The organism is Massilia sp. LC238, from assembly GCF_000735635.1.
GTDB lineage: Bacteria > Pseudomonadota > Gammaproteobacteria > Burkholderiales > Burkholderiaceae_D > Telluria > Telluria varians.
This window is the reverse complement of sequence record NZ_JNNN01000053.1, coordinates 13,369-37,608: the sequence shown is the minus strand read 5'-3', so window position 1 is coordinate 37,608 and position 24,240 is coordinate 13,369. Positions and strand designations below refer to the sequence as shown.

Below are 24,240 nucleotides of genomic sequence, written 5' to 3'. Positions count from 1 at the left end.
CGCTCACCTCAGGGTGTACAGGAAGGCGGCCATGTGGCGCGCCTCCTGTTCCGTCAGGCCCATGGGCGGCATTTCGGTGCCGGGTTTGACGGCATGCGGCACGCGCAGCCATTGCACCATGTTGGCGGGCTGGTTGGGGATGCCGCCGGCGATGTAGCTCAGGCGGCCGATGTAGTCGAGCGAAGGGCCGGCGCCTTCCGACTTGCCGTCCGCGCCCTGCACGCCCGGGATCACGTGGCAGGCGCCGCACTGGTACTGGGTGACCAGCCGCAATCCAAGCTGCACGTCGCCACCGGGGACGGCCGAGCGTGCGTCGTCCTTGCACCCGGCGAGCAATACGGCACAAGCCAGCGTCAATGCGGCCTGTGTGGCGGTGCGGAGAGAATCACGGTAAAGACGGGGGCGCACGTTTGAAATTCGACATTGTGAAGTGGCTTTTATAATACACAAACAATAATGTATTTTTTTTAACGAATCCAATCGGACGCACCCCGACATGCTCTCCAACCGCCAACGGCTGATCGTGAAGACCGCTGTATTGACGCTGCTCGCGGCGGGTGCCATCGCGGGTGCGGCCGGCCTCGCGGTCCTGTATGGCGGCTGGTACAACATCGGCGCCACCGCCCAGCATTTCCCCTACGTGTACACGGTGCTGGAAAAGGGCATGGCGAACTCGGTGCGCCACCACGCACGCGACGTGCAGGTGCCGCGCCTCGGGGACGAACAGCAGCTGCGCCTCGGCGCCGCGGTCTACCGCGACAAGTGCCTGCAATGCCACGGCGGCCCGGGCGTGGCCCAGTCCACCATCGGCATGAGCATGCAGCCGATTCCGGGGCCGCTGGTGGACGCCACCCAGCACTGGGAAGCGCGCGAGCTGTACTGGATCACGAAGAACGGCATCAAGATGAGCGGCATGCCGGCCTGGGAATACCATCTGGGCGAGAACGAGATCTGGGCGGTGGTGGCCTTCGTGAGGGCCATGCCGACGATGAGCGCCCAGGATTTCCGCGCCAGGACGGCGCAGCCGGATGCGCCGGCGCTGGCGCAGGGAGGAGCGAAATGAGCTTGCTGCGCATCGCGGCGGTACTGGCGCTGGCCAGCCTGGCCGCCTGCTCGCCCAAGCGGCCGCCGGTCGGCGTGCAGGGCGACCCGGAACGCGGCAAGATCGCCGTGACGCAGTACGCCTGCCAGTCCTGCCACCTGATCCCCGGCGTACCCGGCTCGAAGGTTTATGTCGGCCGGCCGCTCGAAGGCATGGCCGAGCGCAAGGTGCTGGCGGGGGCGGTGCCGAACGACCAGGCCGGCCTGGTGCGCTGGATCCGCGATCCGCAGTCGATCGACCCGCATACCGCCATGCCGAACATGGGCGTGAGCGAACGCGATGCGCTCGATATCAGCGCTTATCTGTTAAGCCAATAACCTGGCCGTCGGATCCTTGGTATCATCGCCCGCTGGCCCATGCTGGGCGTGTTCGGCGTTTGATATACAAGGAAGACAAGAATGAGATTGGTGCGCTATGGCCGCCCGGGCAAGGAAAAGCCGGGCCTGTTCGACGAAGAGGGCCGCCTGCGCGACCTGTCCGGGATCATCGACGACATCGACGCGTCGCAACTCTCGGACAAGGCGCTGCGCAAGCTGGCGAAGCTTGAGTGGAAGACGCTGCCGCTGGTGCGCGGCAATCCGCGCCTGGGCGTGCCGGTCAAGGGCGTCGGCAAGTTCATCGGCATCGGCATGAACTATGCCGACCATGCGGCGGAAACCGGCGCCGAGGTGCCGAAGGAGCCGATCTTCTTCACCAAGGCGATCAGCAGCCTGTCCGGCCCGGACGATCCGGTCCAGCTGCCGAAGGGCTCGAAGAAGACCGACTGGGAAGTCGAACTGGGCGTGGTGATCGGCACCCGCGCGCAGTACGTGAGCGAAGACGAGGCGCTCAAGTACGTGGCCGGCTACTGCGTGGTCAACGACGTGTCCGAGCGCGCCTTCCAGTTCGAGATGGGCTCGCAGTGGGACAAGGGCAAGGGCTGCGACACCTTCGGTCCGGTCGGCCCCTTCCTGGTGACGCGCGACGAAATCTACGACGTGCAGGACCTCGACCTCTACCTGGAACTGAACGGCAAGCGCATGCAGACCGGGAACACCGCGAACATGATCTTCACGGTGGCGCAGATCGTCAGCTACGTGTCGCGCTTCATGACGCTGGAACCGGGCGACATCATCACCACCGGCACGCCGCCGGGTGTGGGCATGGGGCGTTCGCCGCAGCGCTTCCTGAAGAAGGGTGACAAGCTGAGGCTCGGCATCGCCGGCCTGGGGGAACAGCAGCAGGAAGTGGTGGCGTTTCCTAAGTAAGATGACGGTAGTGGCGCGCTAGCAAACTTGGGTCCCGGCCTGCGCCGGGACGACGTTGTTCCAGTTCGCTGGAATCGGAATCCGTTAAAGCCGCAGGCCTGAAAACCGTCATCCCGGCGCAGGCCGGGATCCAAGTTCGTGCCGCAGCTACCAGCGCGCAAACGCTAGTCCGGCAGCCGCGCCTCGCAGCCTGCCGGCACCGCCGTCCTGGCCGTGTTCATCACCATGGCCAGGAAGGTGTAATACCCGTTGATCCCCATGAGATCGACCACCCCGTGCTCGCCGAACAGCGCGAGCGCATCGGCATACACCCGGTCCGAGACCGATTTCCCCTCGTGCAGCTCGACGCAGAAGTCATGCACCACCGCTTCGTCGACCAGCATGTCGCCTAGTCTGCGCCGCTCGGCGATCGCCTGGATCACCGAGGCCGGGATGCCCACCTGGGCCGCGATCGGCGCGTGGATCGCCCATTCCACCTGCTGGTTCCACTGGCGCGCGGTGACCAAGATCGCCAGTTCCGACAGCCGTACCCCGATCGCGCTGCGGTAGCGCAGGTACTCGCCCATGCGCTGGGCGTATTCCATCAGCTCCGGACTGCGCAGCAAGGGCACGAAGGGGCCGTACACCGCCCCGCGCGGCCCGTCGATGATGGCCTGCGCCGCGGCGCGCTGGGCCGGGGTCATGTCCTCCAGCGCAATCGGTCCGAGTCGGTCGGTCATGGCGTCGATCAAATGTTGTAATTGGAAAATAATTGCACAGCGTTCTCTAAAAATCAAAAGAACCGGTGCACGGCACGCTTATTGTCAAACTCTTGTTCTGACCAAGGGAGTCGCAATGAGCCATATCCTCCACCGCAACCTGCGCCAGGTGCCGCCGACCGCGGTGTCCGCCGACGGCATCCGCATGCGCGACAAGGCCGGCCGGATCTACATCGACGCCAGCGGCGGGGCCGCCGTGTCCTCGCTGGGCCACGGGCACCCTGACGTGATCGCCGCCATGCACCGCCAGATCGACGGCTGCGCCTATGCCCACACCGCCTTCTTCACCACCGACGCGGCCGAGGAACTGGCCGACCGCCTGATTGCCGGGGCGCCGCAGGACATCGGCGGCGTCTACCTGGTCTCGGGCGGGTCGGAAGCGATGGAGACGGCGCTCAAGCTGGCGCGCCAGTACTGGGTGGAGGCGGGCGAGCCGCAGCGCCGCCTGTTCATGGCGCGGCGCCAGAGCTACCACGGCAACACCCTGGGCGCGCTGGCGGTGGGCGGCAACGAGTGGCGCCGCAAGGCTTTCGCGCCGCTGCTGATGGACACCGTTCGGGTGAGCGCCTGCTACGAATATCGGGGCCGCGCGGCGCACCAGAGCGTGGACGACTACACCGCCGGCCTGCTCGACGAGCTGGAAACCAACATCCTCAAGGCCGGGCCGGAGAACATCATCGCTTTCGTCGCCGAGCCGGTGGTGGGCGCCACCGGCGGCGCGATCCCCCCGACGCCGGGCTACTTCCAGGGCGTGCGCGACATCTGCGACCGCTACCGCATCCTGTTCATCGCCGACGAGGTGATGTGCGGGATGGGCCGCACCGGCACCATGTACGCGATCGAGCAGGACGGCGTGGCGCCGGACATCATCGCGATCGCCAAGGGCCTGGGCGCGGGCTACCAGCCGATCGGCGCGATGCTGGCGCACCAGACCATCGTCGACTGCCTGCGGGGCGGCAGCGGCATGTTCCAGCACGGGCACACCTACATCGGGCACCCGGTGGCGGCCGCGGCGGCGCTGGAAGTGCAGAAGGTGATCGAGCGCGACGACCTGCTGGGGCGCGTGCGCAGCCGCGGCGCGACGCTGCGGCGCATGCTGGGCGACGTGTTCGGCACCCACGAGCACGTGGGCGACATCCGCGGGCGCGGCATGTTCCTGGCGCTGGAATTCGTGCAGGACCGCGCCGACAAGCGGCCCTTCGCGCCGGAGCGCAAGCTGCATGCGGCGATCAAGGCCAAGGCGATGGAAAACGGGCTGATGGTCTACCCGATGGGCGGGACCATCGACGGGCAGTACGGCGACCACGTGTTGCTGGCGCCGCCCTTCATTGCGACGGCGGCGGATCTGTCGGAGATCGTGTCGCGCCTCGCCGATGCGGTGGAGGCCGCGTTGAAACAGTAGGGTGGACGGCTCCACCCTGAAATATGATTGATCGGCTGCGCGGATGCCGTCCGCGCGTTCAATCGGTACAAGATCAGCCGCAGCGTTTATTCAACGGTGATTTGAACGCGCGGACGGCAAAGCGTGATCTGGTCCACTGGACCAGATCACCCCTACGCCAGCACCTTCCTGATCCACTTCGAAATATCCTGCACCTCTTCCAGGCACAGCGAGTGCTGCATCATGTACTCGTGCAACTCGACCTGATAACCCAGCGACACCAGCACATCCTTCGATTCGCGCGCACGCGCGAAGGGCACCACGTTGTCGTGGGTGCCGTGGGCCATGAAGATCGGCGTGGCCAGGCTTTCTTCGGTACGTTCATTGATGACCACGTTGGCCAGCGGCAGGTAGCCCGACAGGCACAGCATGCCGGCCAGCTTTTCCGGGTGGCGCATGCCGGTCTGCAGGGTCATCGCGCAGCCCTGCGAGAAGCCGGCCAGGATGATGCGCGAAGCCGGGATGCCGCGTGCCTTTTCGCGCGCGATCAGGGCTTCCACGTCGCGCTGCGAGGCGCGCAGGCCGCCTTCGTCCTCGCGGCGGGTCAGCTCGGCGCCGGTGATGTCGTACCAGGCGCGCATCACGTAGCCGCCGTTGATCGTCACCGGCATGGTCTTCGCATGCGGGAACACGAAGCGGATGCCCGGCAGGCCGGAGAGGTCCAGTTCGTTCACGAGCGGCACGAAGTCGTTGCCGTCGGCGCCCAGGCCGTGCAGCCAGATGACCGCCACTTGCGGGTTCGGCGCGGTTTCGATCTCGATGTTTTGCAGCAGTTCCATGGGTTCCTTAGGAATGACAATGCGGTTCAGGCAGCAGGGGGACGCAGCGCCGACTTCGGGCGGAAGGTCTTGCTGACGGACGGATTGGTTTCGATGTAGGGGCCCTTGATCAGGTCGATGCAGTAGGGGACGGCGGCAAAAATCCCGCCGACGACCGTGTTGCCGGCATCGTCCTTCAGGCCTTCCAGCGTTTCCTTGATCGACTTGGGCTGGCCCGGCAAGTTCATGATCAGGGCCGCGTGATCAGGCGTCTCGCGGATCACCGCGGTCTGGCGCGACAGGATCGCGGTCGGCACGAAGCGCAGGCTGATCTGGCGCATCTGCTCGCCGAAACCCGGCATCTCTTTCGTGGCCACGGCCAGCGTCGCCTCGGGCGTCACGTCGCGCCGCGCCGGGCCGGTGCCGCCGGTGGTGAGCACCAGGTGGCAGCGCACATTGTCGACCAGGTCGACCAGGGTGCGCTCGATCTCCGCGCGTTCGTCGGGGATCAGGCGGGTTTCGACCCGAAACGGCGTGGTGATCGCCTGCGCCAGCCACTCGTGCAGGGCCGGGATGCCCTTGTCCTCGTAGACGCCGCCGCTGGCGCGGTCCGAGACCGACACCAGGCCAATCACCAATTCAGGATTACTCGTCGTCGGACTCGTCATCGCCGGCTTCTTCCTCGTCGTCTGCTGCCGCCTTCTGTTTCTGCTTCTTGCCCAGGTCCTTCAGGATCTGGAAGATCTCGCGGTAGGCCTTGGGCGGCTTGTTCTCCGCCTGTTCCTTGCGCGCGTTGCGGATCAGGGTGCGCAGGTGCTGCACGTCCAGTTCCGGATTTTCTTCCAGCAGCTGGGTCAGGGCTTTGTCGTCGGCCAGCAATTTCTCGCGGCGGCGCTCGAGGGCGTGCAGCGCGGCGGTCTCGGCCTTCGAGGCGCCTTTCCAGCCCTCGATGGTGCGCTTGATGACCTCGACTTCTGCTTCGTCCAGGGTGCGCATCTTCTTGCCCACGAACTGCAGGGCGCGGCGGCGGCCTTCGTGGTTGGTGATGCTCTGGCAGGTGAGGATGGCTTCCTTGACGTCTTCCGGCATCTCGACGCGCTTGACGCGGTCGCGCGGCGCCTCCACCAGCTGTTCGCCGAGCTTCTGCAGCTCGTTCGACTGGCGCTTGGCTTCGGACTTGGAAGGACGTTCGTATTCTTGCTCGAACTCGTTGGACTGGAAGCCCACGGAGCCGCGGTTTGGATTAGGCATGATCTATGGATTGACCCGGATCGATCCGATTGGCGTAGAGCCGGTCAGTGAAAATAGTAAACGGCTGCTATGATAACTGTTTTAGGGCTCGCTACGAAAAACACGACATGAACGACTCCGCTTTTACCCATACCCAGGACCAGCTGAAACAGCTTGCCCGCGACGTGTTGGCCTTCGCGAAAGAGCAGGGCGCCACCGATGCTTCGGTCGAGATCAGCGAAGGCAGCGGCCTGTCGGTTTCCGTGCGTAAAGGCAAGATCGAGACCATCGAGCAGAACAAGGACAAGGGCATCGGCGTCACCGTCTACTACGGCCAGCGGCGCGGCAATGCCAATACCTCCGACTTCTCCACCAAGTCCCTGAAAGATACCGTGGAAGCGGCCTGGAACATCGCCCGCTTCACCGCCGAAGACGACTGCGCCGGCCTGCCCGACGCCGAACTGCTGGAAACGAACCCGCGCGACCTGCGCCTGTTCTACCCCTGGCAGATCAGCACCGAAGAAGCGGTCGAACTCGCCCAGCGCTGCGAAAACGCGGCTTTCGAGGTCGACCCGCGCATCAGCAACAGCGAAGGCGCCAGCGTCTACGTGCAGCAGTCGCATTTCGTCGGCGCCAACTCGCGCGGCTTCATCGGCGGCTATCCGTTCTCGCGCCACACGATCTCGGTTGCGCCGATCGCCGGCAAGGGCAACCGGATGCAGCGCGACGACTGGTATACCTCGGCGCGCGACCCCAGGAAGCTGGCCAGGCCGGAAGCCGTGGGCCGCTACGCCGCCGAGCGCGCGCTGGCACGCCTGAACGCGCGCAAGCTGGACACCCGAACCTGCCCGGTGCTGTTCGAGGCTCCGCTGGCCGCCGGCCTGCTCGGCGCCTTCGTGCAGGCGGTCTCGGGCGGCTCGCTGTACCGCAAGTCGAGCTTCCTGCTCGATTCGCTGGGCAAGCAGGTCTTCCCGGAGCACATCAACATCGTCGAAGACCCGCACCTGATCGGCGCGGTCGGCTCCGCGCCCTTCGACGAGGAAGGCGTGCGCACCACTCGCCGCAAGGTGGTGGAGAATGGCGTACTGCAGGGCTACTTCCTGTCCTCGTACTCGGCGCGCAAGCTGGGCATGCAGACCACCGGCAATGCCGGCGGCTCGCACAACCTCGACATCGTCTCCTCGGGCACGAAGCGCGCCGACGATTTCGAAGGCATGCTGCGCAAGATGGGCACGGGCCTCCTGGTCACCGAACTGATGGGCCAGGGCGTCAACTACGTCACCGGCGACTATTCGCGCGGCGCGTCCGGCTACTGGGTCGAGAACGGCGTGATCCAGTATCCGGTGGAAGAGATCACCATCGCAGGCAACATGCGCGAGATGTTCCAGCAAATCGTGGCGATCGGCAACGATGTCCTGGCACGCGGCAACAAATCGACGGGTTCGATCCTCATCGAAAAGATGGTCGTGGCCGGTAGTTGAAACTAGAGCGCCTGACAAAAAGGGAATTGTCAGGTGCTCCAAGGAGAATAAAAAATGAGCAAGTTCGTTCGCATTGACAAAGAAAACAGCCAGAAGAGCGTCCTGCTCAACCTCGACCTGGTCGCCACCGTCGAGCTGTCCCAGCCCTCGGACCTGCTCAGCTCGGGCAACGAGGCGCGCAAGGCCTACGTGAGTTTCCTGGCATCCGACAAGACCACCATCGCCACCCTGCATTTCGACGCGCTCGCGGACGCCAATACCTGGGTCCACAAGCACCTGGGCGTCGAGCTCTAAGACAAGCGGAGGCGCCATGGCCAAGCTCGTCCTGTCGCAAGCCTTCGATTTCCGCAGCGCCCAGGACTGGACCTGGATGCTGCGGGAAACCAACTTCAACCGCATCTCGATCGCGGACACCACCTACCGCCAGACCTTCCTCGGCGACTTTCCGCTGGCCTCGGACAGCAGCCTGAACGGCAAGATCGCCAGCACCTCCTTTTCCATCAAGGATGCGCTGATCTACACCATCAGCGGTCTCGACCATGCTGCCAGCCTGCTGGCGCCCTACGTCGAGCGCAAGGGCGACCTGCGCGGCCTGTACGAGCCTTTCCTGGCCGGCGACGATACGATCGAGGGCAGCGCTGGCGCCGACGGCCTGATGGGCTTTGCCGGCAACGACCGCATCCGCGGCGGCGGCGGGGACGACTGGATCTCGGGCGGCGCCGGCTTCGATTTCGCGCTGTACGCGGGCAATCGCGCCGCCTACGCCGTCACCCGCACGGCCACCGGCTTCACCGTGGCCGACAGCACCGGCGTGGAGGGCAGGGACAGCCTGGAGGGCATCGAACGCCTGGTCTTTGCCGACACCAACGTGGCGCTCGACGTCGGCGCCGGCGAAACCGGCGGCCGCGCCTACCGCCTGTACGAGGCAGCCTTCAACCGCACGCCGGACGCGGCGGGCGTCGGCTTCTGGATCGGCAAGCTCGATGCGGGCGTGTCGGTGACGGCGGTGGCGCAGGGCTTCATCGACTCGCAGGAATACCGCGACGCCTATGGCTCCGCCATGACGCACCGCGAGCTGGTCACGCGCTACTACACCAACATCCTCGACCGCGCGCCGGAGCAGGCTGGCCTGGACTTCTGGGTGCAGAAACTCGACAGCGGCGTGGCGCGCGCCGACGTGCTGGCCGGGATCAGCGAGAGTCCGGAAAACATCAACGGCTCGGCGGCGCTGATCGCCAACGGCTTTGCCTACACCCCCTATGGCTGAGAACAAGACCAGGGCCAATGACGCCAGCGTGCGCGCCTACCTGGATGCGATTCCCGACGCCGCGCGGCGCCAGGACTGTGAAGCGATCGTGGCGATGATGAGCAGGGTGACGGGAGCGCCTCCCGTCATGTGGGGCGGCAGCATCGTCGGCTTCGACAGCTACCACTACAAGTATGCCAGCGGCCGCGAAGGCGACGCCCCGCTCGCCGGCTTCTCGTCGCGCAAGGGCGACATCAGCATCTATCTGTCCTGCGAAGTGCCGCCGACGGACGCGCTGCGCGAGCGCCTGGGCCGGCACAAGATGGGCAAGGCCTGCCTCTACGTGCGCCGGCTGGAGGACGTGGACCAGCAAGTGCTGGAGCAGCTGGTGGCCGAGGCGGCCGCCGCGACGCGGGCGCGCTACGGCCGGTAAAAAGCCCACCGGACCATACGGTCGGGTGGGCTGTGCCGAGACAGGCAAGGTTCAGCCGGCCTGCCCGATGCGGCTCAGGCGCTGGCCGTAGATGCCCCAGGTGACCGGCTCGCCGTCGACCGTGGCCTTGAGGGCCCAGCCGGTGCCGATCTTCTCGACCGTCACCTCGGCCTCGACTTCCTTCGCCACTTTCTCGGCCCAGGTCTGGGCCGCGCCGCGGCCCTTGAACAGCTCCTGGCCTTCGAACACGACGGTGGCGTCGAACACGGGGGCGGAGAACACGCTCATCGCCCGCTCCTTACTTCGCGCCCAACGCGCGCACCGCGTTCAGCACCGGCTGCAGCACCGCCGCGCCCAGGCGCGCGCTGCGGGCGCCGTCCCAGCCCACCTGCGGATCCGGGTCATTGGCGTTGTCCTTGAACGGCAGTTCCAGGGTCAGCGACAGGCAGCCGAAGGCGTGGGTGATGTGCGAGGAGCCCATGGTGAGGGTCTCGTCGGTGAACGGGGTCTTGCCGTAGCCGTGCACGTCCTGGAAGTCCGGGCTGGCGATCTTGAAGTCCTCGATGAAGCGCTGCTGCTGCGCGGCCTGGGCTTCGGTCCAGGTCGGGAGCGACTCGCTGCCGGCCACGAACACGTAGGGCAGGCCCTCGTCGCCGTGCACGTCCAGGCACAGGTCGACGCCGGTCTCGTGCATCTTCTTCAGCACCAGGAAGACTTCCGGGCTGCGCTCCATCGATGGGTTCATCCACTCGCGGTTCAGGTTGGCGCCGGCCGCGTTGGTGCGCAGGTTGCCGCGCACCGAGCCGTCCGGATTCATGTTCGGCACCACGTAGAACACCGATTCCTTCAGGAGCTGGCGCCCGAACGGGTGGGCCGGGTCGAGCAGGGCGTCGAGCATGCCTTCCACGAACCACTCGGCCATGGTCTCGCCCGGGTGCTGGCGTGCGATTACCCAGACCTTTTTCTTTTCAGGCGAGGGCTCGCCGATGACCAGCATGTTCAGGTCGCGGCCGTCGACGGTGGAGCCGAGGTCCAGCATGCGCACGTTCTCGGCCATCTGGGCGCGGTCGAGCAGCTCCAGGTGGCGTTCCCACGAGTAGGGCTCGAAGTAGGCGTAGTAGACGCTGTCCATGCCCGGGGTGTGCTCGATCGTCATCACCTTGCCGTCGTAGGAGGTCGGCACGCGGAACCAGTTGACGCGGTCGTAGCTCGCCATCGCCTGGTAGCCTTCCCAGCCGGCCGGATAGGCGGCCTGGGCCGCATTCAGGAAGCGGATGGTGCAGGCCTGGCCTTGCGCGCCCTGCAGGCGGAAGTAGAACCATTGCACGATGTCGGCGTGCGAATCCTTGCGGATGTTCAGGTCGATGGCGTTCGCGCTTGTGGCGTTGACGACTTCGATGGCGCCAGCGTCGAACTGGCTGCTGATCTTGATAGACATGGTGTGTCCTGGATTATCGGTGTTGGGTAAAACGCTAATGATACTGCACGAATCAGGCGAGGCCGCCGAATCGCTCATGGAAGTCCTGGTCCGCTTCCGGCGTGGATTCGTCTTCCTTGCGCAGCATCGTCATGATGTGTTCCTCGGCCCGGGCATAGGTGAGACGGTAGATGCGCCCGGCGAGTTCATAGGCGTCGCTGCCCGGCCACGGGGTGGGCAGCAGCCCGAGCGGCAGCATCGGGTCGTGCAGCTGCACGCGGCGGTAGGCGTGGATCAGCAGCGTACGGATGGCGAACGCGTCCTGCGGGGCGATGTCCGCGTCCAAGTCCGCTAGCTGTGTGAAGGTCTCGATGAAGCCGCGGTAGCCGGCTACCACGCCTGACAGATCCCAGGCGTCGCCCACCAGCTCGGGCAGCGGGCGCGCGCCGACGCCGGGCAGTTCGGCCGCATCGCACACAAATACCTTGCCTTCCGCGCCGGCACGCACCAGGATCTCGCGCAGGGTGTCGCGATCCGGGGCCGGGTGCGTCATCACGCCGGTGGCCAGCATCGCGAAGCCTTCCCACTCCAGTTCCTTGCGCAGCAGCGCGCGCAGGTCGCCGTCGATGCTGCCGTTGGGGGCCAGCACGATGGTCCAGCGGCCATCCCAGTCCAGCCCCGGCGGCGAATAGATGCGGCGGTTGGCGCGCTCGAAACGCGGCAGGGCCTTCGGCTCCAGCGCATAGCGGCTGCGCCGGCCCTCGCGGCTGGCGGTCAGCCAGCCTTCCTGCACCAGGCGGAACACGCTGGTGCGCACCAGCCGGTCCGACACGCCCAGGAGACCCAGCAGGTCGATCATGCTGCCCAGCCAGAAGGCGCCGCCATGCGGGGCGATGGCGTCGCCGCACAGGGTCATCACCAGCGATTTATGGCGCGGCGGGTCGTTCGTCAGGAAGCGGTCTATCCATTCCGCGCTGGTGAGTTGTGCCATTGATAACGCCTCAATATGATTCAAAATTTTGGTGTACATCCAATTTTTTGTATCGTATTATGGTTTGGAGAGTTTCGCAACGGAGACCAGCATGTACGCACAAATGGTGGAGACCGGACTCAAGAAAGTCCGAACCGAAGAAGACATGAGCCTTGAAGAAGCGGCGTTCCAGGCGCGCATCGACGCCGGCATCAAGATCGAGCCGAAGGACTGGATGCCCGAGGCCTACCGCAAGACCCTGATCCGCCAGATCTCGCAGCACGCGCACAGCGAGATCGTCGGCCAGCTCCCGGAAGGGAACTGGGTCACGCGCGCGCCGACGCTGCAGCGCAAGTCGGTCCTGCTGGCCAAGATCCAGGACGAGGCCGGCCACGGCCTGTACCTGTACAGCGCCGCCGAGACGCTCGGCGTATCGCGCGACGAGCTGCTGCAGGCCCTGCATGCGGGCAAGGCAAAATACTCGAGCATCTTCAATTACCCGACCCTGAGCTGGGCCGACATGGGCGCCATCGGCTGGCTGGTGGACGGCTCGGCCATCATCAACCAGATCCCGCTGTGCCGCTGCTCGTACGGACCGTACGCGCGCGCCATGATCCGCGTCTGCAAGGAAGAGTCCTTCCACGCGCGCCAGGGCTACGACATCATGATGGCGCTGGCCAAGGGCACGCCCGAGCAGAAGGCGATGGCCCAGGATGCACTGAACCGCTGGTGGTGGCCTTCGCTCATGATGTTCGGCCCCTCGGATGCCGAGTCGGTGAACAGCGCGCAGTCGACCGCCTGGCGCATCAAGCTGTTCTCCAACGACGAGCTGCGCCAGCGCATGGTCGACCAGACCGTGCCGCAGGCCGAATACCTGGGCCTGACCATTCCCGATCCTGACCTCAAATGGAACGAGGAGCGCGGCCACTACGATTTCGGCGAGATCGACTGGAGCGAGTTCCACAACGTCCTGAAGGGCAACGGCCCCTGCAACCGCGAGCGCCTGCGCACCCGCGTGAAGGCCTATGAAGACGGCGAATGGTTCCGCAACGCGCTGGTTGCCCACGCCGAGAAAAAAGCCGCCGCCAAGGCTGCGGCATAAGATGAGAACGATGCGGCGGTGACACCGCCGCATGCAACCCCTTGGAGATTCAGAGATGAGCAAAGAATGGCCGCTGTGGGAAGTCTTCATCCGCAGCCAGCACGGCCTGGCCCACAAGCACGTGGGCAGCCTGCACGCGCCTGACGCCGAGATGGCGATCAACAACGCGCGCGACGTCTACACCCGCCGCAACGAAGGCGTGTCCATCTGGGTCGTGCGCGCCCAGGACATCGTGGCCAGCAGCCCGAACGACAAGGAAGCCCTGTTCGAGCCGGCCAACAGCAAGGTCTACCGCCACCCGACCTTCTTCCCGATGCCGGAAGAAGTCAAGAACCTGTGAGGCCTGCCGTGGACGCAAAGATCGAGTATCTGCTTCGGCAGGGCGACAACGCCCTGATCCTGTCGCAGCAGCTGTGCCAGCTGTGCGGCAAGGGCCCGGCGCTGGAAGAAGACATGGCGCTGTCGAACGTCGCGCTCGACCTGCTGGGCCAGACCCGCATGTGGCTGAGCTATGCCGGCGAGCTGGAAGGCAAGGGCCGCGACGAAGACCGCCTGGCCTTCCTGCGCGACGCCCACGACTACCGCAACTGCCTGCTGGTCGAGCAGCCGAACGGCAGCTATGCCGAGGTATTGACGCGCCAGTTCCTGTTCGATACCTGGCACTACTTCCTGATGGATGGCCTGACCAAATCAAACGATGCGCGCATCGCCGAGATCGCGCAGAAGTCGATCAAGGAAGTGACTTACCACCTGCGCCGCTCGGGCGACCTGGTGGTGCGCCTTGGCGACGGCACCGATGTCAGCCACGCCAAAATGCAGACCGCGCTGGACGAGCTGTGGATGTACAGCAGCGAGATGTTCCTCTACGACGCCGTCGACAATGCGATGGTGGAGCAGGGCGTGGCGCCAGCTAGCGAATCGCTGCGCAAGAACTACCTCGACCACCTGGCCGACGTGCTGAACGAAGCCACCCTGAGCATGCCTGACCCGAGCGCCTGGATGCAGCGCGGCGGCAAGCAGGGCCGGCACAGCGAGCGCCTGGGCTACATCCTGGCCGAGATGCAGTTCCTGCAGCGCGCCTATCCGGGAGCGCAGTGGTAATGAACCTCGTCGGCGTCACCATCGAACAGGTGTGGAGCTGGCTCGGCGAGGTCGCCGATCCGGAGATTCCCGTCATTTCGGTGGTGGACCTCGGCATCGTGCGCGAGGTCGCTTTCGAGGGCGACGCCTGCGTGGTCACCATTACGCCAACCTACTCGGGCTGCCCGGCCATGCAGGTCATCGCGGACGCGGTGAAGGAAGCCCTGCAGGCGCATGGCCTGGCACAGGTACGCATCGTCAGCCGCCTGGCGCCCGCCTGGACCACCGACTGGATGAGCGAGGCCGGCAAGGCCGCCCTGAAGGGCTACGGCATCGCGCCACCTAGCCAGCAGGCGATCGACATCAGCGGCCTGCACGCCGGCATCCGCCGCCGCGCCGCGCCCGAGGTGGCCTGCCCCAACTGCGGTTCGCCGCATACCCAGCTGACCAGCGAGTTCGGCTCGACGCCCTGCAAGGCGCTGTACAAGTGCCTCGACTGCCGCGAGCCTTTCGACTATTTCAAGTGCCACTAAGATGAGCAAATTCTATCCACTGACCGTGGCGAAGGTGAAGCAGGAGACCCGCGACGCCATCGCCGTCACCTTCGACGTCCCGGCCGAGCTAAAAGCCCAATTCGCCTACCAGCAGGGCCAGCACCTGACCCTGCGCGCGATGATCGACGGCGAGGACGTGCGCCGTTCCTACTCGATCTGCTCGGCGGTGCAGGACGAACAACTGCGCGTGGCGATCAAGCGGGTGTCCGGCGGCCAGTTCTCGAGCTGGGCCAACGAACACCTGAAACCGGGCGCCACCCTCGAAGTAATGCCGCCGATGGGCCACTTCAACGTGCCGCTCGATCCAAGCAGCGAACGCCACTACCTGGCCTTCGCTGCCGGCAGTGGCATCACGCCAATCCTGTCGATCGTGAAGACGACCCTGCAGGCCGAACCGAAGAGCCGCTTCACCATCGTCTACGGCAACCGCGCCTCGTCGAGCGTGATCTTCCGCGATGAGCTGACCGACCTCAAGGACACTTACATGGACCGGCTCAAGCTGGTGTATGTGATGAGCCGCGAGCAGCAGGACATCGAACTGTTCAACGGCCGCATCACCGAAGAAAAGTGCGGCCTCTTCCTGCGCCACTGGATCGACATCAAGGACATCGACGTCGCCTTCATCTGCGGCCCGGAAGACATGATGCACGGCGTGTCGCGTTCGCTGCAGGCGGCCGGGCTGGCGAAGGAAAAGATCCGCATCGAGCTGTTCGCCGCCAGCATCCCCAAGCACGAGCACAAGCCGCGCAAAGTCGAAGCAGGGCAACAGCACCACACCGAAGTCACCGTCATCATGGACGGCAACGCAGCCAGCTTCACGATGGACAAGGACAAGGAATCCATCCTGGACGCCGGCCTGCGCGCGGGCATCGACATGCGCTACTCGTGCAAGGGCGGCGTGTGCTCGACCTGCCGCTGCAAGGTGCTCGACGGGCAGGTGGAGATGGACGTGAACTATGCGCTGGAAGATTACGAAGTGGCGCGCGGCTTCGTGCTCAGCTGCCAGAGCTTTCCGATCACCGACAAGGTCGTGGTCGACTTCGATATCGCCGAATAGGCCCACTAGCAGAGAGACCGTCATCCCGGCGAAGGCCGGGATCCAAATTGACGTTCATAGCGAACCACCGAACTTGGATCCCGGCCTGCGCCGGGACGACGTGCGAAGGACAACAATAAAAACGGAGACAACCATGAGCTACGAATCCATCCAGTTCAAGATCGAAAACGGCATCGCCCTCCTGACCCTGAACCGCCCTGATCGCCTGAACAGCTTCACCCAGGCCATGCACCTCGAAGTGCGCGACGCCCTGGATACGCTCCAGGCCGACAAGTCCGTGCGCGTGCTGGTCCTCACCGGCGCCGGCCGCGGCTTCTGCGCCGGCCAGGACCTGTCCGACCGCGCCGTCGAACCCGGCGCCCCCGGCGTCGACCTCGGCGAATCGGTCGAGAAGTTCTACGCCCCGCTGGTCATGACCCTGAAGTCGCTCCCGATGCCGGTCATCTGCGCCGTCAACGGCGTGGCCGCCGGCGCCGGCGCCAACCTGGCCCTGGCCTGTGACATCGTGCTGGCCGCGAAATCGGCCAGCTTCATCGAAGCTTTCTGCAAGCTGGGCCTGATCCCCGACACCGGCGGCACCTGGCACCTGCCGCGCCTGATTGGCCAGGCGCGCGCCACCGGTCTTGCCATGCTGGGCGACAAACTCAGCGCCGAGAAGGCCGAGCAATGGGGCCTGATCTGGGCCTGCGTGCCGGACGAAGCCTTGATGGACCAGGCCATGGCCATGGCCGAGCACTTCGCCGCCGCGCCCACCAAAGGTCTCGCCTTCACCAAGAAAGCCCTGCAGGCCAGCTGGTCGAACACCCTGCCGGAGCAGCTGAAGCTGGAAGGCGAGATGATGCGCGAGCTGGGCTACAGCCACGACTATCGCGAAGGCGTCGCCGCCTTCATCGCCAAGCGTCCGGCACACTTCAAGGCGGAATGAGATGACGGCTCTCCCGAAAGACAGCATCGTCGCCGTCGTCGGCAGCGGCGCCATGGGCAGCGGCATCGCCCAGGTGGCGGCCAGCGGCGGCCACCAGGTCCTGCTGTTCGACACCCGGACCGACGCCGCCGACAAGGCCATCGCGGACATCGGCAAGACCTACGCCAAACTGGTCGAGAAGGGCCGCATGGACGCCACCGCGGCCGATGAGGCGCGCGCGCGCCTGAAACGCATCGGCACGCTGCAGGAAGCGCATCAGGCTGCGCTGGTGGTCGAAGCCATCGTCGAGAACCTGGACGCCAAGCGCGCCCTGTTCGCCGAGCTGGAAGGGATCGTGGCGGACGACTGCATCCTGGCCACCAATACCTCGTCGATCTCCGTCACCGCGATTGCAGCAAAGCTGCGCTGCCCGGAACGCCTGGTCGGCATGCACTTCTTCAATCCGGTGCCCCTGATGGCGCTGGTCGAGGTCATCAGCGGCATCGCCACCGACAAGGCGGTTGCCGATACCACCTACGCCACCGCCGAAGCCTGGGGCAAGAACCCGGTGCACGCGAAGTCGACACCGGGCTTCATCGTCAACCGCGTCGCCCGTCCGTATTACGCGGAAAGCCTGCGCCTGCTGCTGGAGCAGGCCGCCGAGCCGGCCACCATCGATGCCGTGCTGCGCGACTGCGGCGGCTTCCGTATGGGTCCCTTCGAGCTGATGGACCTGATCGGCCACGACGTCAATTTTTCGGTGACGAATTCGGTTTATAACGCCTACTTCGGCGACCCGCGCTTCACGCCCTCGATCCTGCAGCAGGAACTGGTCAACGCCGGCTTCCTGGGCCGCAAGACCGGGCGCGGCTTCTACCGTTACGGCGAGGGTGTCGACAAGCCTGCCGTGCAGCTGGAGGCGCCGCAAGCGAGACCGGAATCGGTGGCGATCGTCGGCAACGAATCCGAGGCGATCGCAGCGCTGGCTGCGCGCCTGGCCGCTGCCGGCTACGCGCTGCCGCGCGAGGAGACCCTGGACGCGTCCCCCGGCTTCGTGTGCAACGGCGCCGCGGTCTACCTCACCGATGGCCGCAGCGCCACCGAGCGCGCCGCCGAGAGCTGGCATGACGACACCGTCGTCTACGACCTGCTGCTGGACCCATCCGGCGCAACCCGCATCGCGCTGGCGCGCGCCGACCAATGCAGCGAGGCCGCGTATCACGCGGTGGTCGGCATGTTCCAGGCCGCCGGCTTTGCCGTCACGCGCCTGGACGACGTGCCCGGCATGGCCGTGATGCGCACCGTCGCCATGCTGGCCAACGAGGCCGCCGACGCCGTCAACCAGGGCGTGTGCAGCGCGCAGGCCGTCGACATCGCGATGCAGAAGGGCGTCAACTACCCGCGCGGCCCGCTGGCCTGGGCCGACAGCGTCGGGCTGGAGCACATCGTGGCGGTGCTGTCCAACCTCGCCGCGACCTATGGCGAAGACCGCTATCGCGTCTCGCCGCTGCTGCGCCGCAAGATCGCCGCCAATCCGCACGGAGCGACCTTCCATGCATAGCGATCCGCAGGCCCTGGCCGAATTGGCGGGCAAGACCATGTACGAGCGTGACCCGGCCAGCCAGGCCCTGGGCATGCTGCTTGACGAGATTCGCCCCGGTTACGCGCGCATGTCGATGCGCGTGCGCGGCGACATGCTCAACGGGCACGCCACCTGCCACGGCGGCTACATCTTCATGCTGGCCGACAGCGCCTTTGCCTTTGCCTGTAACTCGCACAACTTCAATACCGTCGGCGCCGGCTGCAGCATCGACTACCTGGCGCCGGGCCGTGAAGGCGACCTGCTGGTGGCGGAAGCGGTGGAGCAGGCCCTGCAGGGCAAGACCGGCGTGTACGACATCAAGGTCACGAACCAGGACGGGCGCACCGTGGCGCTGTTCCGCGGGAAGTCGCACCGCGTCAGCGGCATGGTGGCAGAGGTCGGGCAGTAAAGTATTTTGCAAGACGACGAGGAGGTCGAGATGGTCCAACGTAATCCGGCGCCGAACGAGCTGGAACCGATCGAGCGCGCGAGCCGCGACGAACTGCAGGCCCTGCAGCTGGAGCGCCTGAAGTGGTCGCTGCGCCACGCCTACGAGAACGTGCCGCACTACCGCGCCGCCTTCGATGCCGCCGGCGTGCACCCGGAAGACCTGAAGTCGCTGTCCGACCTGGCCAGGTTCCCATTTACGGACAAGAAAACCCTGCGCGACAACTATCCCTTCGGCCTGTTCGCGGTGCCGCGCGAGCAGGTGGTGCGCATCCACGCATCCAGCGGCACCACCGGCAAGGCGACCGTGGTCGGCTACACCCAGCGCGACATCGACACCTGGGCCGGCGTGGTGGCGCGCTCGATCCGCGCGGCTGGCGGTCGTCCAGGGGACATGGTGCACATCTCCTACGGCTACGGCCTGTTCACCGGCGGCCTGGGCGCGCACTACGGCGCCGAAAAGCTCGGCTGCACGGTGATCCCGATGTCCGGCGGCCAGACCGAGAAGCAGGTGCAGCTGATCCAGGATTTCAAGCCCTCGATCATCATGGTCACGCCTTCGTACATGCTGAACATCGTCGAGGAGTTCACGCGCCAGGGGATCGACCCGGCGACGTCGTCCTTGAAAGTCGGCATCTTCGGGGCCGAGCCCTGGACCGACGCCATGCGCCGCGAGATCGAGGCGCGCGCCGGCATCGACGCGGTCGACATCTACGGCTTGTCGGAAGTGATGGGCCCGGGCGTGGCGAGCGAGTGCATCGAGAGCAAGGACGGCCCGACCATCTGGGAAGACCATTTCTACCCCGAGATCATCGACCCCGAAACCGGCGAAGTGCTGCCTGACGGCGCGGAGGGCGAGCTGGTGTTCACGTCCCTGAGCAAGGAAGCGCTGCCGATCATCCGCTATCGCACGCGCGACCTGACCCGCCTGTTGCCGCCCACTTCGCGCTCGATGCGGCGCATGGGCCGCATCACGGGCCGCTCGGACGACATGCTGATCATCCGCGGCGTGAACGTGTTCCCGAGCCAGATCGAAGAAATCATCCTGAAGATGCCGGCGCTGGCGCCGCAGTACCAGCTGGTGGTCGCGCGCGATGGCCACCTCGACACGCTGGAAGTGCTGGACGAACTGCGCGACGCTTCGCTCGCAGCAGGCGACGTGGATGCCCTGTGCCGCGAACTCCAGCACTGCATCAAGACCCATGTGGGCGTGAGCACGCGCGTGCGCTTGATGCCGCCCGGCGGGATCGAGCGCACGCTGACCGGCAAGGCCCGGCGCGTGGTCGACAAGCGTCCAAAAAACTGATTATTGAGGAGACACCATGACTGACGCATTCATCTGCGACGCCATCCGCACCCCCTTCGGCCGCTACGGCGGCTCGCTCTCGAGCGTGCGCGCCGACGACCTGGGCGCGCTGCCCATCGCCGCGCTCATTGCCCGCAACAAGGACGTGGACTGGGGCGCGGTGGACGACCTGTTCTACGGCTGCGCCAACCAGGCCGGCGAAGACAACCGCAACGTCGGCCGCATGGCCGCGCTGCTCGCTGGCCTGCCTCCATCGGTGCCGGCTAACACCATCAACCGCCTGTGCGGTTCCGGCATGGACGCCATCGGCAGCGCCGCGCGTGCGATCAAGGCCGGCGAGGCCAACCTGATCATCGCCGGCGGCGTCGAGAGCATGACCCGCGCGCCCTTCGTCATGGCCAAGGCCGACAGCGCCTTCTCGCGCGCCGCCAGGATCGAGGACACCACCCTCGGCTGGCGCTTCGTCAATCCGCTCATGAAAGCGAAGTACGGCATCGACTCGATGCCGGAGACCGCCGAGAACGTGGCGGTGGAGTTCAACATCAACCGCGTCGACCAAGACGCTTTCGCGCTACGCAGCCAGCAGCGCTGGGCCCGTGCCCATGCCGAGGGTTTCTTCAAGGACGAGATCGTCCCCGTGACCATTCACGGTAAAAAAGGTGACTCGCGCGTATTCGACACCGACGAGCAGCCGCGTCCGGACACCAGCATCGAGGCATTGGCGAAGCTGAAGGGTGTGGTGCTGCCAGACGGGACCGTCAGCGCCGGCAATGCGTCGAGCCTGAACGACGGCGCCTGCGCGCTGCTGCTGGCTGCCGAAACAACCGCCGCACGCAACGGCCTGACCCCGCGCGCCCGCGTGGTCGGCATGGCCACCGCCGGCCTGGCGCCGCGCATCATGGGCTTCGGCCCGTCGCCGGCCGTGAAGAAACTGCTGGCACAAACCGGCCTGCGTCTCGACCAGATGGACGTGATCGAGCTGAACGAAGCCTTCGCGGCGCAAGGCCTGGCCGTCATGCGCGACCTCGGCTTGCCCGACGACGCTGCCCACGTGAACCCGAACGGCGGCGCCATCGCCCTCGGCCACCCGCTGGGCGCCTCCGGCGCGCGCCTGGTGACCACCGCCGTCAACCAGTTGCACCGCATCGGGGGCCGCTACGCCCTGTGCACCATGTGCATCGGCGTGGGCCAGGGCATCGCGATCATCGTCGAGCGGGTGTAGGCATGGTCAAGGTGTACGAGATCGACGGCGTACGGCCGGTGGTCCATCCCAGCGCTTACGTGCACCCGAGTGCGGTGCTGATCGGCGACGTGATCGTCGGCCCGCGCTGCTACATCGGCCCGCTGGCCTCGCTGCGCGGCGACTTCGGCCGCCTGATCCTGGAAGAGGGCGCCAACCTGCAGGACACCTGCGTGATGCACGGCTTCCCGGGCGAGGACACCGTGGTCGAAGTCGACGGCCACATCGGGCACGGCGCTGTACTGCATGGCTGTCGCATCAAGCGCAATGCCATGGTGGGCATGAATGCGGTGGTGATGGACAAGGCGGTCGTGGGCGAGGAATCGATCGTGGCCGCGATGAGCTTCGTGAAGGCCGGGATGATCATCCCGCCGCGCAGCATGGTGATGGGCACGCCCGCAAAGATCATGCGCGAGCTGAGCGATGAGGACGTGAAGTGGAAGAGCTTCGGGACGCGCCAGTACCACGAGCTCAACGTGCGCTCGCTGCAGACGATGCGCGAAGTCGAGGCCTTGCTTGAACCCGAGCCGGACCGGAAAGGCATTGAGTTCGATCCGAACGGCATGCACAAACCGAAAGCCTGACTGCATTGCTAGTCCCAAGACCGTCATACGCCCCACAGGGGCCTACGACTACCGGCGAAGGCCGGTACCCAATTTTGCGTGCGAGGTGCTAATGCATCCTTTGGCTACGAAGCGGAATTGGATCCCGGCCTTCGCCGGGCTGACGTTGGATAGGGCGCGGGAATGCACGAGTACCGAATTCCTGAAGAGATAACCGACTGGAGACAAACAAATGGGCAACATCGCAACCCTGCAAAGCCTGATCGCCGGCCGCTGGCACGGTGCCGAGGCGCACACCCCGCTGCACAGCGCGCTGAACAACGAACTGATCTTCCACACCCACGCCGAGAAAATCGACTTCGACGAAGCCGTCACCTACGGCCGCAAGACCGGCATCCCCGCCCTGATGCGGCTCGACTTCCAGAAGCGCGCCCAGGTCTTGAAAGCCCTGGCCCTGTACATGATGGAGCGCAAGGAAGAGCTGTACGAGATCTCGCACCTGACCGGCGCCACCCGTCCGGACAGCTGGGTCGACGTCGAAGGCGGCATCGGCACCCTGTTCGCCTACGCCAGCATGGGCTCGCGCGAGCTGCCGTCCTCGAACGTGCTGCACGAAGGCCCGGCCATCGCCCTGGGCAAGCGCGGCGGCTTCGCCGGCACCCACATCCTGGTGCCGCGCGGCGGCCTGGCGGTGCACATCAACGCCTTCAACTTCCCGATCTGGGGCATGCTGGAAAAATTCGCGCCGAGCTTCCTGGCGGCGATGCCCTGCATCGTCAAGCCCGCCACCGCCACCAGCTACCTGACCCACGCTACCGTCAGGATGATGATGGAGTCGAAGCTGCTGCCGGAAGGCGCGCTGCAGCTCGTCATCGGCTCCACCGGCGACCTGCTCGACCGCCTGGGCGGTTTCGACGCCGTCACCTTCACCGGCTCGGCCGACACCGCCGCCAAGCTGAAGGCGAACCAGAACCTGATCCGCGCATCGGTCCCGTTCACCGCCGAAGCGGACTCGCTGAACTGCGCCATCCTGGCGCCGGACGTGACGCCGGACGACCCGGAATTCGACCTGTTCGTGAAGGAAGTCGCGCGCGAGATGACCGGCAAGGCCGGCCAGAAGTGCACGGCGATCCGGCGCGTCATCGTGCCCGAGCAGCACGCCGATGCCGTGGGCGCGCGCCTGCGCGAGCGGCTGGCCAGGATCACGGTCGGCAACCCGAAGGTCGAAGGCGTGCGCATGGGGGCGCTGGCCTCGATGGACCAGCACCGCGACGTCTCGGAGCGTGTCGAGATGCTCGCGCGCGGCAACGAAGTCCTGTTCAGCGCCCGCGACGGTTTCAGCCCGGTGGGCGAGGGCTGTGCCAACGGCGCCTTCTTCGCGCCGACCCTGCTGCTGTGCCGTAACGCATTGAATAACGACGCCGTCCACGACATCGAAGCCTTCGGCCCGGTGAGCACCGTGATGACCTACCGCGACATCGACGAAGCCCTGCACCTGGCTGCGCGCGGCAAGGGCAGCCTGGTAACCACCCTGGTGACCAAGGATCCGGCCATCGCCGCCCACGCGGTGCCGGTCGCCGCCGCCTCGCACGGCCGCGTGCACATCCTCGAGCGCGAATCGGCGGTCGATTCCACCGGCCACGGCTCGCCGCTGCCGCAACTCAAGCACGGCGGCCCGGGCCGCGCCGGCGGCGGCGAAGAGCTGGGCGGCATCCGGGCGGTGAAACACTTCCTGCAGCGCGCCGCGGTGCAGGGTTCGCCGACCATGCTGGGCGCCGTCACCGGCGAGTACGTGCGTGGCGGCGCGGTCAAGGAAACCGAGATCCACCCGTTCCGCCGCTGGTTCGAAGACCTGGAAGTGGGCCACTCGCTGCTGACTCACCGCCGCACCGTGAGCGAAGCCGACATTGTCAACTTCGGCGGCGTCTCGGGCGACTACTTCTACATGCACTTCGACGAGATCGCGGCCAAGGACACCCAGTTCGGCAAGCGCATCGCCCACGGCTACTTCGTGCTGTCGGCGGCCGCGGGCCTGTTCGTGTCGCCGGCGCCGGGCCCGGTGCTGGCCAACTACGGCCTGGACAACCTGCGCTTCGTGGCGCCGGTGGCGATCGGCGACACCATCCGCGCGCGCCTGACCTGCAAGCGCAAGGTCGACCGCAACCGTACCGATGAGCAGGGGCGCGGCCAGGGCGTGGTGGCATGGGATGTGCAGGTGACGAATCAACACGATGAACTCGTGGCGAGTTACGATATCCTGACGCTGGTACAGAAACGCGGCTAGGACGCGAGGGCGCTGTCCGCCGGAAACCAAGGAGACCT

The 24,240-nt window shown here is 66.0% G+C and carries 28 protein-coding genes; 20 read left to right on the top strand and 8 right to left on the bottom strand.

Annotated features, from left to right (window positions below; all coding sequences use genetic code 11):
• Window positions 1–3 precede the first annotated feature (3 nt).
• The gene (locus FG94_RS28245; RefSeq protein ID WP_229445952.1) at window positions 4–285 is read right to left on the bottom strand and encodes a cytochrome c family protein; all 282 of its coding nucleotides are present in this window, start codon (window positions 283–285) and stop codon (window positions 4–6) included.
• A 211-nt stretch (window positions 286–496) separates the two neighbouring features.
• On the opposite strand from FG94_RS28245, the gene FG94_RS28240 reads away from it, so the two are divergent.
• The 3 genes from FG94_RS28240 (at window position 497) to FG94_RS14530 (ending at window position 2,349) form a co-directional block, all read left to right on the top strand.
• Entirely contained in the window at window positions 497–1,063 is a 567-nt protein-coding gene (locus tag FG94_RS28240; protein ID WP_051996715.1) for a cytochrome c, read from the top strand.
• Window positions 1,060–1,419 carry a cytochrome c family protein gene (locus FG94_RS28235; protein ID WP_051996713.1) on the top strand — a complete coding sequence of 120 codons (360 nt, stop codon included), beginning with the start codon at window positions 1,060–1,062 and terminating at the stop codon, window positions 1,417–1,419. The genes FG94_RS28240 and FG94_RS28235 overlap by 4 nt, the downstream gene beginning before the upstream one ends.
• 81 nt (window positions 1,420–1,500) lie before the next feature.
• Window positions 1,501–2,349 (top strand): fumarylacetoacetate hydrolase family protein, encoded by an 849-nt coding sequence (locus FG94_RS14530; protein ID WP_036212949.1) that lies wholly within the window; start codon window positions 1,501–1,503, stop codon window positions 2,347–2,349.
• 164 nt (window positions 2,350–2,513) lie between these two features.
• Here the strand turns inward: FG94_RS14530 and FG94_RS14525 are convergent, their stop codons facing one another.
• Window positions 2,514–3,068 carry a carboxymuconolactone decarboxylase family protein gene (locus FG94_RS14525; protein WP_036213489.1) on the bottom strand — a complete coding sequence of 185 codons (555 nt, stop codon included), beginning with the start codon at window positions 3,066–3,068 and terminating at the stop codon, window positions 2,514–2,516.
• A 115-nt stretch (window positions 3,069–3,183) separates the two neighbouring features.
• On the opposite strand from FG94_RS14525, the gene FG94_RS14520 reads away from it, so the two are divergent.
• Window positions 3,184–4,509 (top strand): aspartate aminotransferase family protein, encoded by a 1,326-nt coding sequence (locus tag FG94_RS14520; RefSeq protein ID WP_036212946.1) that lies wholly within the window; start codon window positions 3,184–3,186, stop codon window positions 4,507–4,509.
• Between the two features lie 152 nt (window positions 4,510–4,661).
• Here the strand turns inward: FG94_RS14520 and FG94_RS14515 are convergent, their stop codons facing one another.
• From FG94_RS14515 to yjgA, 3 genes are read right to left on the bottom strand one after another with little or no spacing between them, the layout of a single operon-like run.
• Window positions 4,662–5,327 carry an alpha/beta hydrolase gene (locus FG94_RS14515; RefSeq protein WP_036212944.1) on the bottom strand — a complete coding sequence of 222 codons (666 nt, stop codon included), beginning with the start codon at window positions 5,325–5,327 and terminating at the stop codon, window positions 4,662–4,664.
• Between the two features lie 26 nt (window positions 5,328–5,353).
• Window positions 5,354–5,974, bottom strand: coding sequence for a molybdopterin adenylyltransferase (gene mog, locus FG94_RS14510; RefSeq protein ID WP_036212942.1), 621 nt, complete (start codon window positions 5,972–5,974; stop codon window positions 5,354–5,356).
• The gene (gene yjgA / locus FG94_RS14505; protein WP_036212940.1) at window positions 5,952–6,557 is read right to left on the bottom strand and encodes a ribosome biogenesis factor YjgA; all 606 of its coding nucleotides are present in this window, start codon (window positions 6,555–6,557) and stop codon (window positions 5,952–5,954) included. Before yjgA ends, mog begins: the two co-directional genes overlap by 23 nt.
• Window positions 6,558–6,664: 107 nt before the next feature.
• Between yjgA and pmbA the strand changes: the two genes are divergently transcribed.
• The 4 genes from pmbA to FG94_RS14485 are packed head-to-tail and all read left to right on the top strand — an operon-like array spanning window position 6,665 to window position 9,696.
• Window positions 6,665–8,017 carry a metalloprotease PmbA gene (pmbA, locus tag FG94_RS14500; RefSeq protein ID WP_036212937.1) on the top strand — a complete coding sequence of 451 codons (1,353 nt, stop codon included), beginning with the start codon at window positions 6,665–6,667 and terminating at the stop codon, window positions 8,015–8,017.
• A 54-nt stretch (window positions 8,018–8,071) separates the two neighbouring features.
• On the top strand, window positions 8,072–8,311 hold the full coding sequence (locus tag FG94_RS14495) for a hypothetical protein (RefSeq protein ID WP_036212934.1): 240 nt from the start codon (window positions 8,072–8,074) through the stop codon (window positions 8,309–8,311).
• A gap of 16 nt (window positions 8,312–8,327) precedes the next feature.
• A complete protein-coding gene (locus FG94_RS14490; protein WP_051996711.1) occupies window positions 8,328–9,284 on the top strand; it encodes a DUF4214 domain-containing protein in 957 nt (318 codons plus the stop codon).
• Window positions 9,277–9,696 carry a DUF1801 domain-containing protein gene (locus tag FG94_RS14485; RefSeq protein ID WP_036212932.1) on the top strand — a complete coding sequence of 140 codons (420 nt, stop codon included), beginning with the start codon at window positions 9,277–9,279 and terminating at the stop codon, window positions 9,694–9,696. The genes FG94_RS14490 and FG94_RS14485 overlap by 8 nt, the downstream gene beginning before the upstream one ends.
• A gap of 51 nt (window positions 9,697–9,747) precedes the next feature.
• Here FG94_RS14485 and FG94_RS14480 read toward each other — a convergent pair whose 3' ends face one another.
• From FG94_RS14480 to FG94_RS14470, 3 genes are read right to left on the bottom strand one after another with little or no spacing between them, the layout of a single operon-like run.
• Entirely contained in the window at window positions 9,748–9,984 is a 237-nt protein-coding gene (locus tag FG94_RS14480) for a hypothetical protein (protein ID WP_036212929.1), read from the bottom strand.
• A 10-nt stretch (window positions 9,985–9,994) separates the two neighbouring features.
• Window positions 9,995–11,134 (bottom strand): M14-type cytosolic carboxypeptidase, encoded by a 1,140-nt coding sequence (locus FG94_RS14475; protein ID WP_036212926.1) that lies wholly within the window; start codon window positions 11,132–11,134, stop codon window positions 9,995–9,997.
• A 52-nt stretch (window positions 11,135–11,186) separates the two neighbouring features.
• Window positions 11,187–12,104: a PaaX family transcriptional regulator C-terminal domain-containing protein gene (locus FG94_RS14470; protein WP_036212923.1), complete on the bottom strand. Its 918-nt coding sequence runs from the start codon at window positions 12,102–12,104 to the stop codon at window positions 11,187–11,189.
• 91 nt (window positions 12,105–12,195) lie between these two features.
• Here FG94_RS14470 and paaA point away from each other — a divergent pair, with 91 nt between their 5' ends.
• From paaA to paaZ, 12 genes are all read left to right on the top strand, one after another.
• The gene (paaA, locus tag FG94_RS14465) at window positions 12,196–13,185 is read left to right on the top strand and encodes a 1,2-phenylacetyl-CoA epoxidase subunit PaaA (RefSeq protein WP_036212920.1); all 990 of its coding nucleotides are present in this window, start codon (window positions 12,196–12,198) and stop codon (window positions 13,183–13,185) included.
• Window positions 13,186–13,240: 55 nt separating this feature from the next.
• Window positions 13,241–13,525, top strand: coding sequence for a 1,2-phenylacetyl-CoA epoxidase subunit PaaB (gene paaB, locus FG94_RS14460; protein WP_027865558.1), 285 nt, complete (start codon window positions 13,241–13,243; stop codon window positions 13,523–13,525).
• A gap of 8 nt (window positions 13,526–13,533) precedes the next feature.
• Window positions 13,534–14,286: a 1,2-phenylacetyl-CoA epoxidase subunit PaaC gene (gene paaC, locus FG94_RS14455; protein ID WP_036212917.1), complete on the top strand. Its 753-nt coding sequence runs from the start codon at window positions 13,534–13,536 to the stop codon at window positions 14,284–14,286.
• The gene (gene paaD, locus FG94_RS14450; RefSeq protein ID WP_036212914.1) at window positions 14,286–14,798 is read left to right on the top strand and encodes a 1,2-phenylacetyl-CoA epoxidase subunit PaaD; all 513 of its coding nucleotides are present in this window, start codon (window positions 14,286–14,288) and stop codon (window positions 14,796–14,798) included. Before paaC ends, paaD begins: the two co-directional genes overlap by 1 nt.
• Before the next feature lies 1 nt (window position 14,799).
• Entirely contained in the window at window positions 14,800–15,876 is a 1,077-nt protein-coding gene (gene paaE / locus FG94_RS14445) for a 1,2-phenylacetyl-CoA epoxidase subunit PaaE (protein ID WP_036212911.1), read from the top strand.
• Between the two features lie 133 nt (window positions 15,877–16,009).
• Window positions 16,010–16,801 carry a 2-(1,2-epoxy-1,2-dihydrophenyl)acetyl-CoA isomerase PaaG gene (gene paaG / locus FG94_RS14440; RefSeq protein WP_036212909.1) on the top strand — a complete coding sequence of 264 codons (792 nt, stop codon included), beginning with the start codon at window positions 16,010–16,012 and terminating at the stop codon, window positions 16,799–16,801.
• Between the two features lies 1 nt (window position 16,802).
• The gene (gene paaH / locus FG94_RS14435) at window positions 16,803–18,341 is read left to right on the top strand and encodes a 3-hydroxyacyl-CoA dehydrogenase PaaH (protein ID WP_036212907.1); all 1,539 of its coding nucleotides are present in this window, start codon (window positions 16,803–16,805) and stop codon (window positions 18,339–18,341) included.
• Entirely contained in the window at window positions 18,334–18,771 is a 438-nt protein-coding gene (paaI, locus tag FG94_RS14430) for a hydroxyphenylacetyl-CoA thioesterase PaaI (RefSeq protein ID WP_051996709.1), read from the top strand. The genes paaH and paaI overlap by 8 nt, the downstream gene beginning before the upstream one ends.
• A gap of 30 nt (window positions 18,772–18,801) precedes the next feature.
• Window positions 18,802–20,115, top strand: a complete 1,314-nt coding sequence (gene paaK / locus FG94_RS14425) for a phenylacetate--CoA ligase PaaK (protein WP_036212905.1) — start codon at window positions 18,802–18,804, stop codon at window positions 20,113–20,115.
• A gap of 16 nt (window positions 20,116–20,131) precedes the next feature.
• Window positions 20,132–21,337, top strand: coding sequence for a 3-oxoadipyl-CoA thiolase (gene pcaF / locus FG94_RS14420; protein WP_036212900.1), 1,206 nt, complete (start codon window positions 20,132–20,134; stop codon window positions 21,335–21,337).
• Between the two features lie 2 nt (window positions 21,338–21,339).
• Window positions 21,340–21,939: a phenylacetic acid degradation protein PaaY gene (paaY, locus tag FG94_RS14415; protein WP_036212897.1), complete on the top strand. Its 600-nt coding sequence runs from the start codon at window positions 21,340–21,342 to the stop codon at window positions 21,937–21,939.
• A 211-nt stretch (window positions 21,940–22,150) separates the two neighbouring features.
• Complete coding sequence (paaZ, locus tag FG94_RS14410) at window positions 22,151–24,202, top strand: phenylacetic acid degradation bifunctional protein PaaZ (RefSeq protein WP_036212894.1); 2,052 nt, start codon at window positions 22,151–22,153, stop codon at window positions 24,200–24,202.
• The last annotated feature ends 38 nt before the right edge of the window (window positions 24,203–24,240 follow it).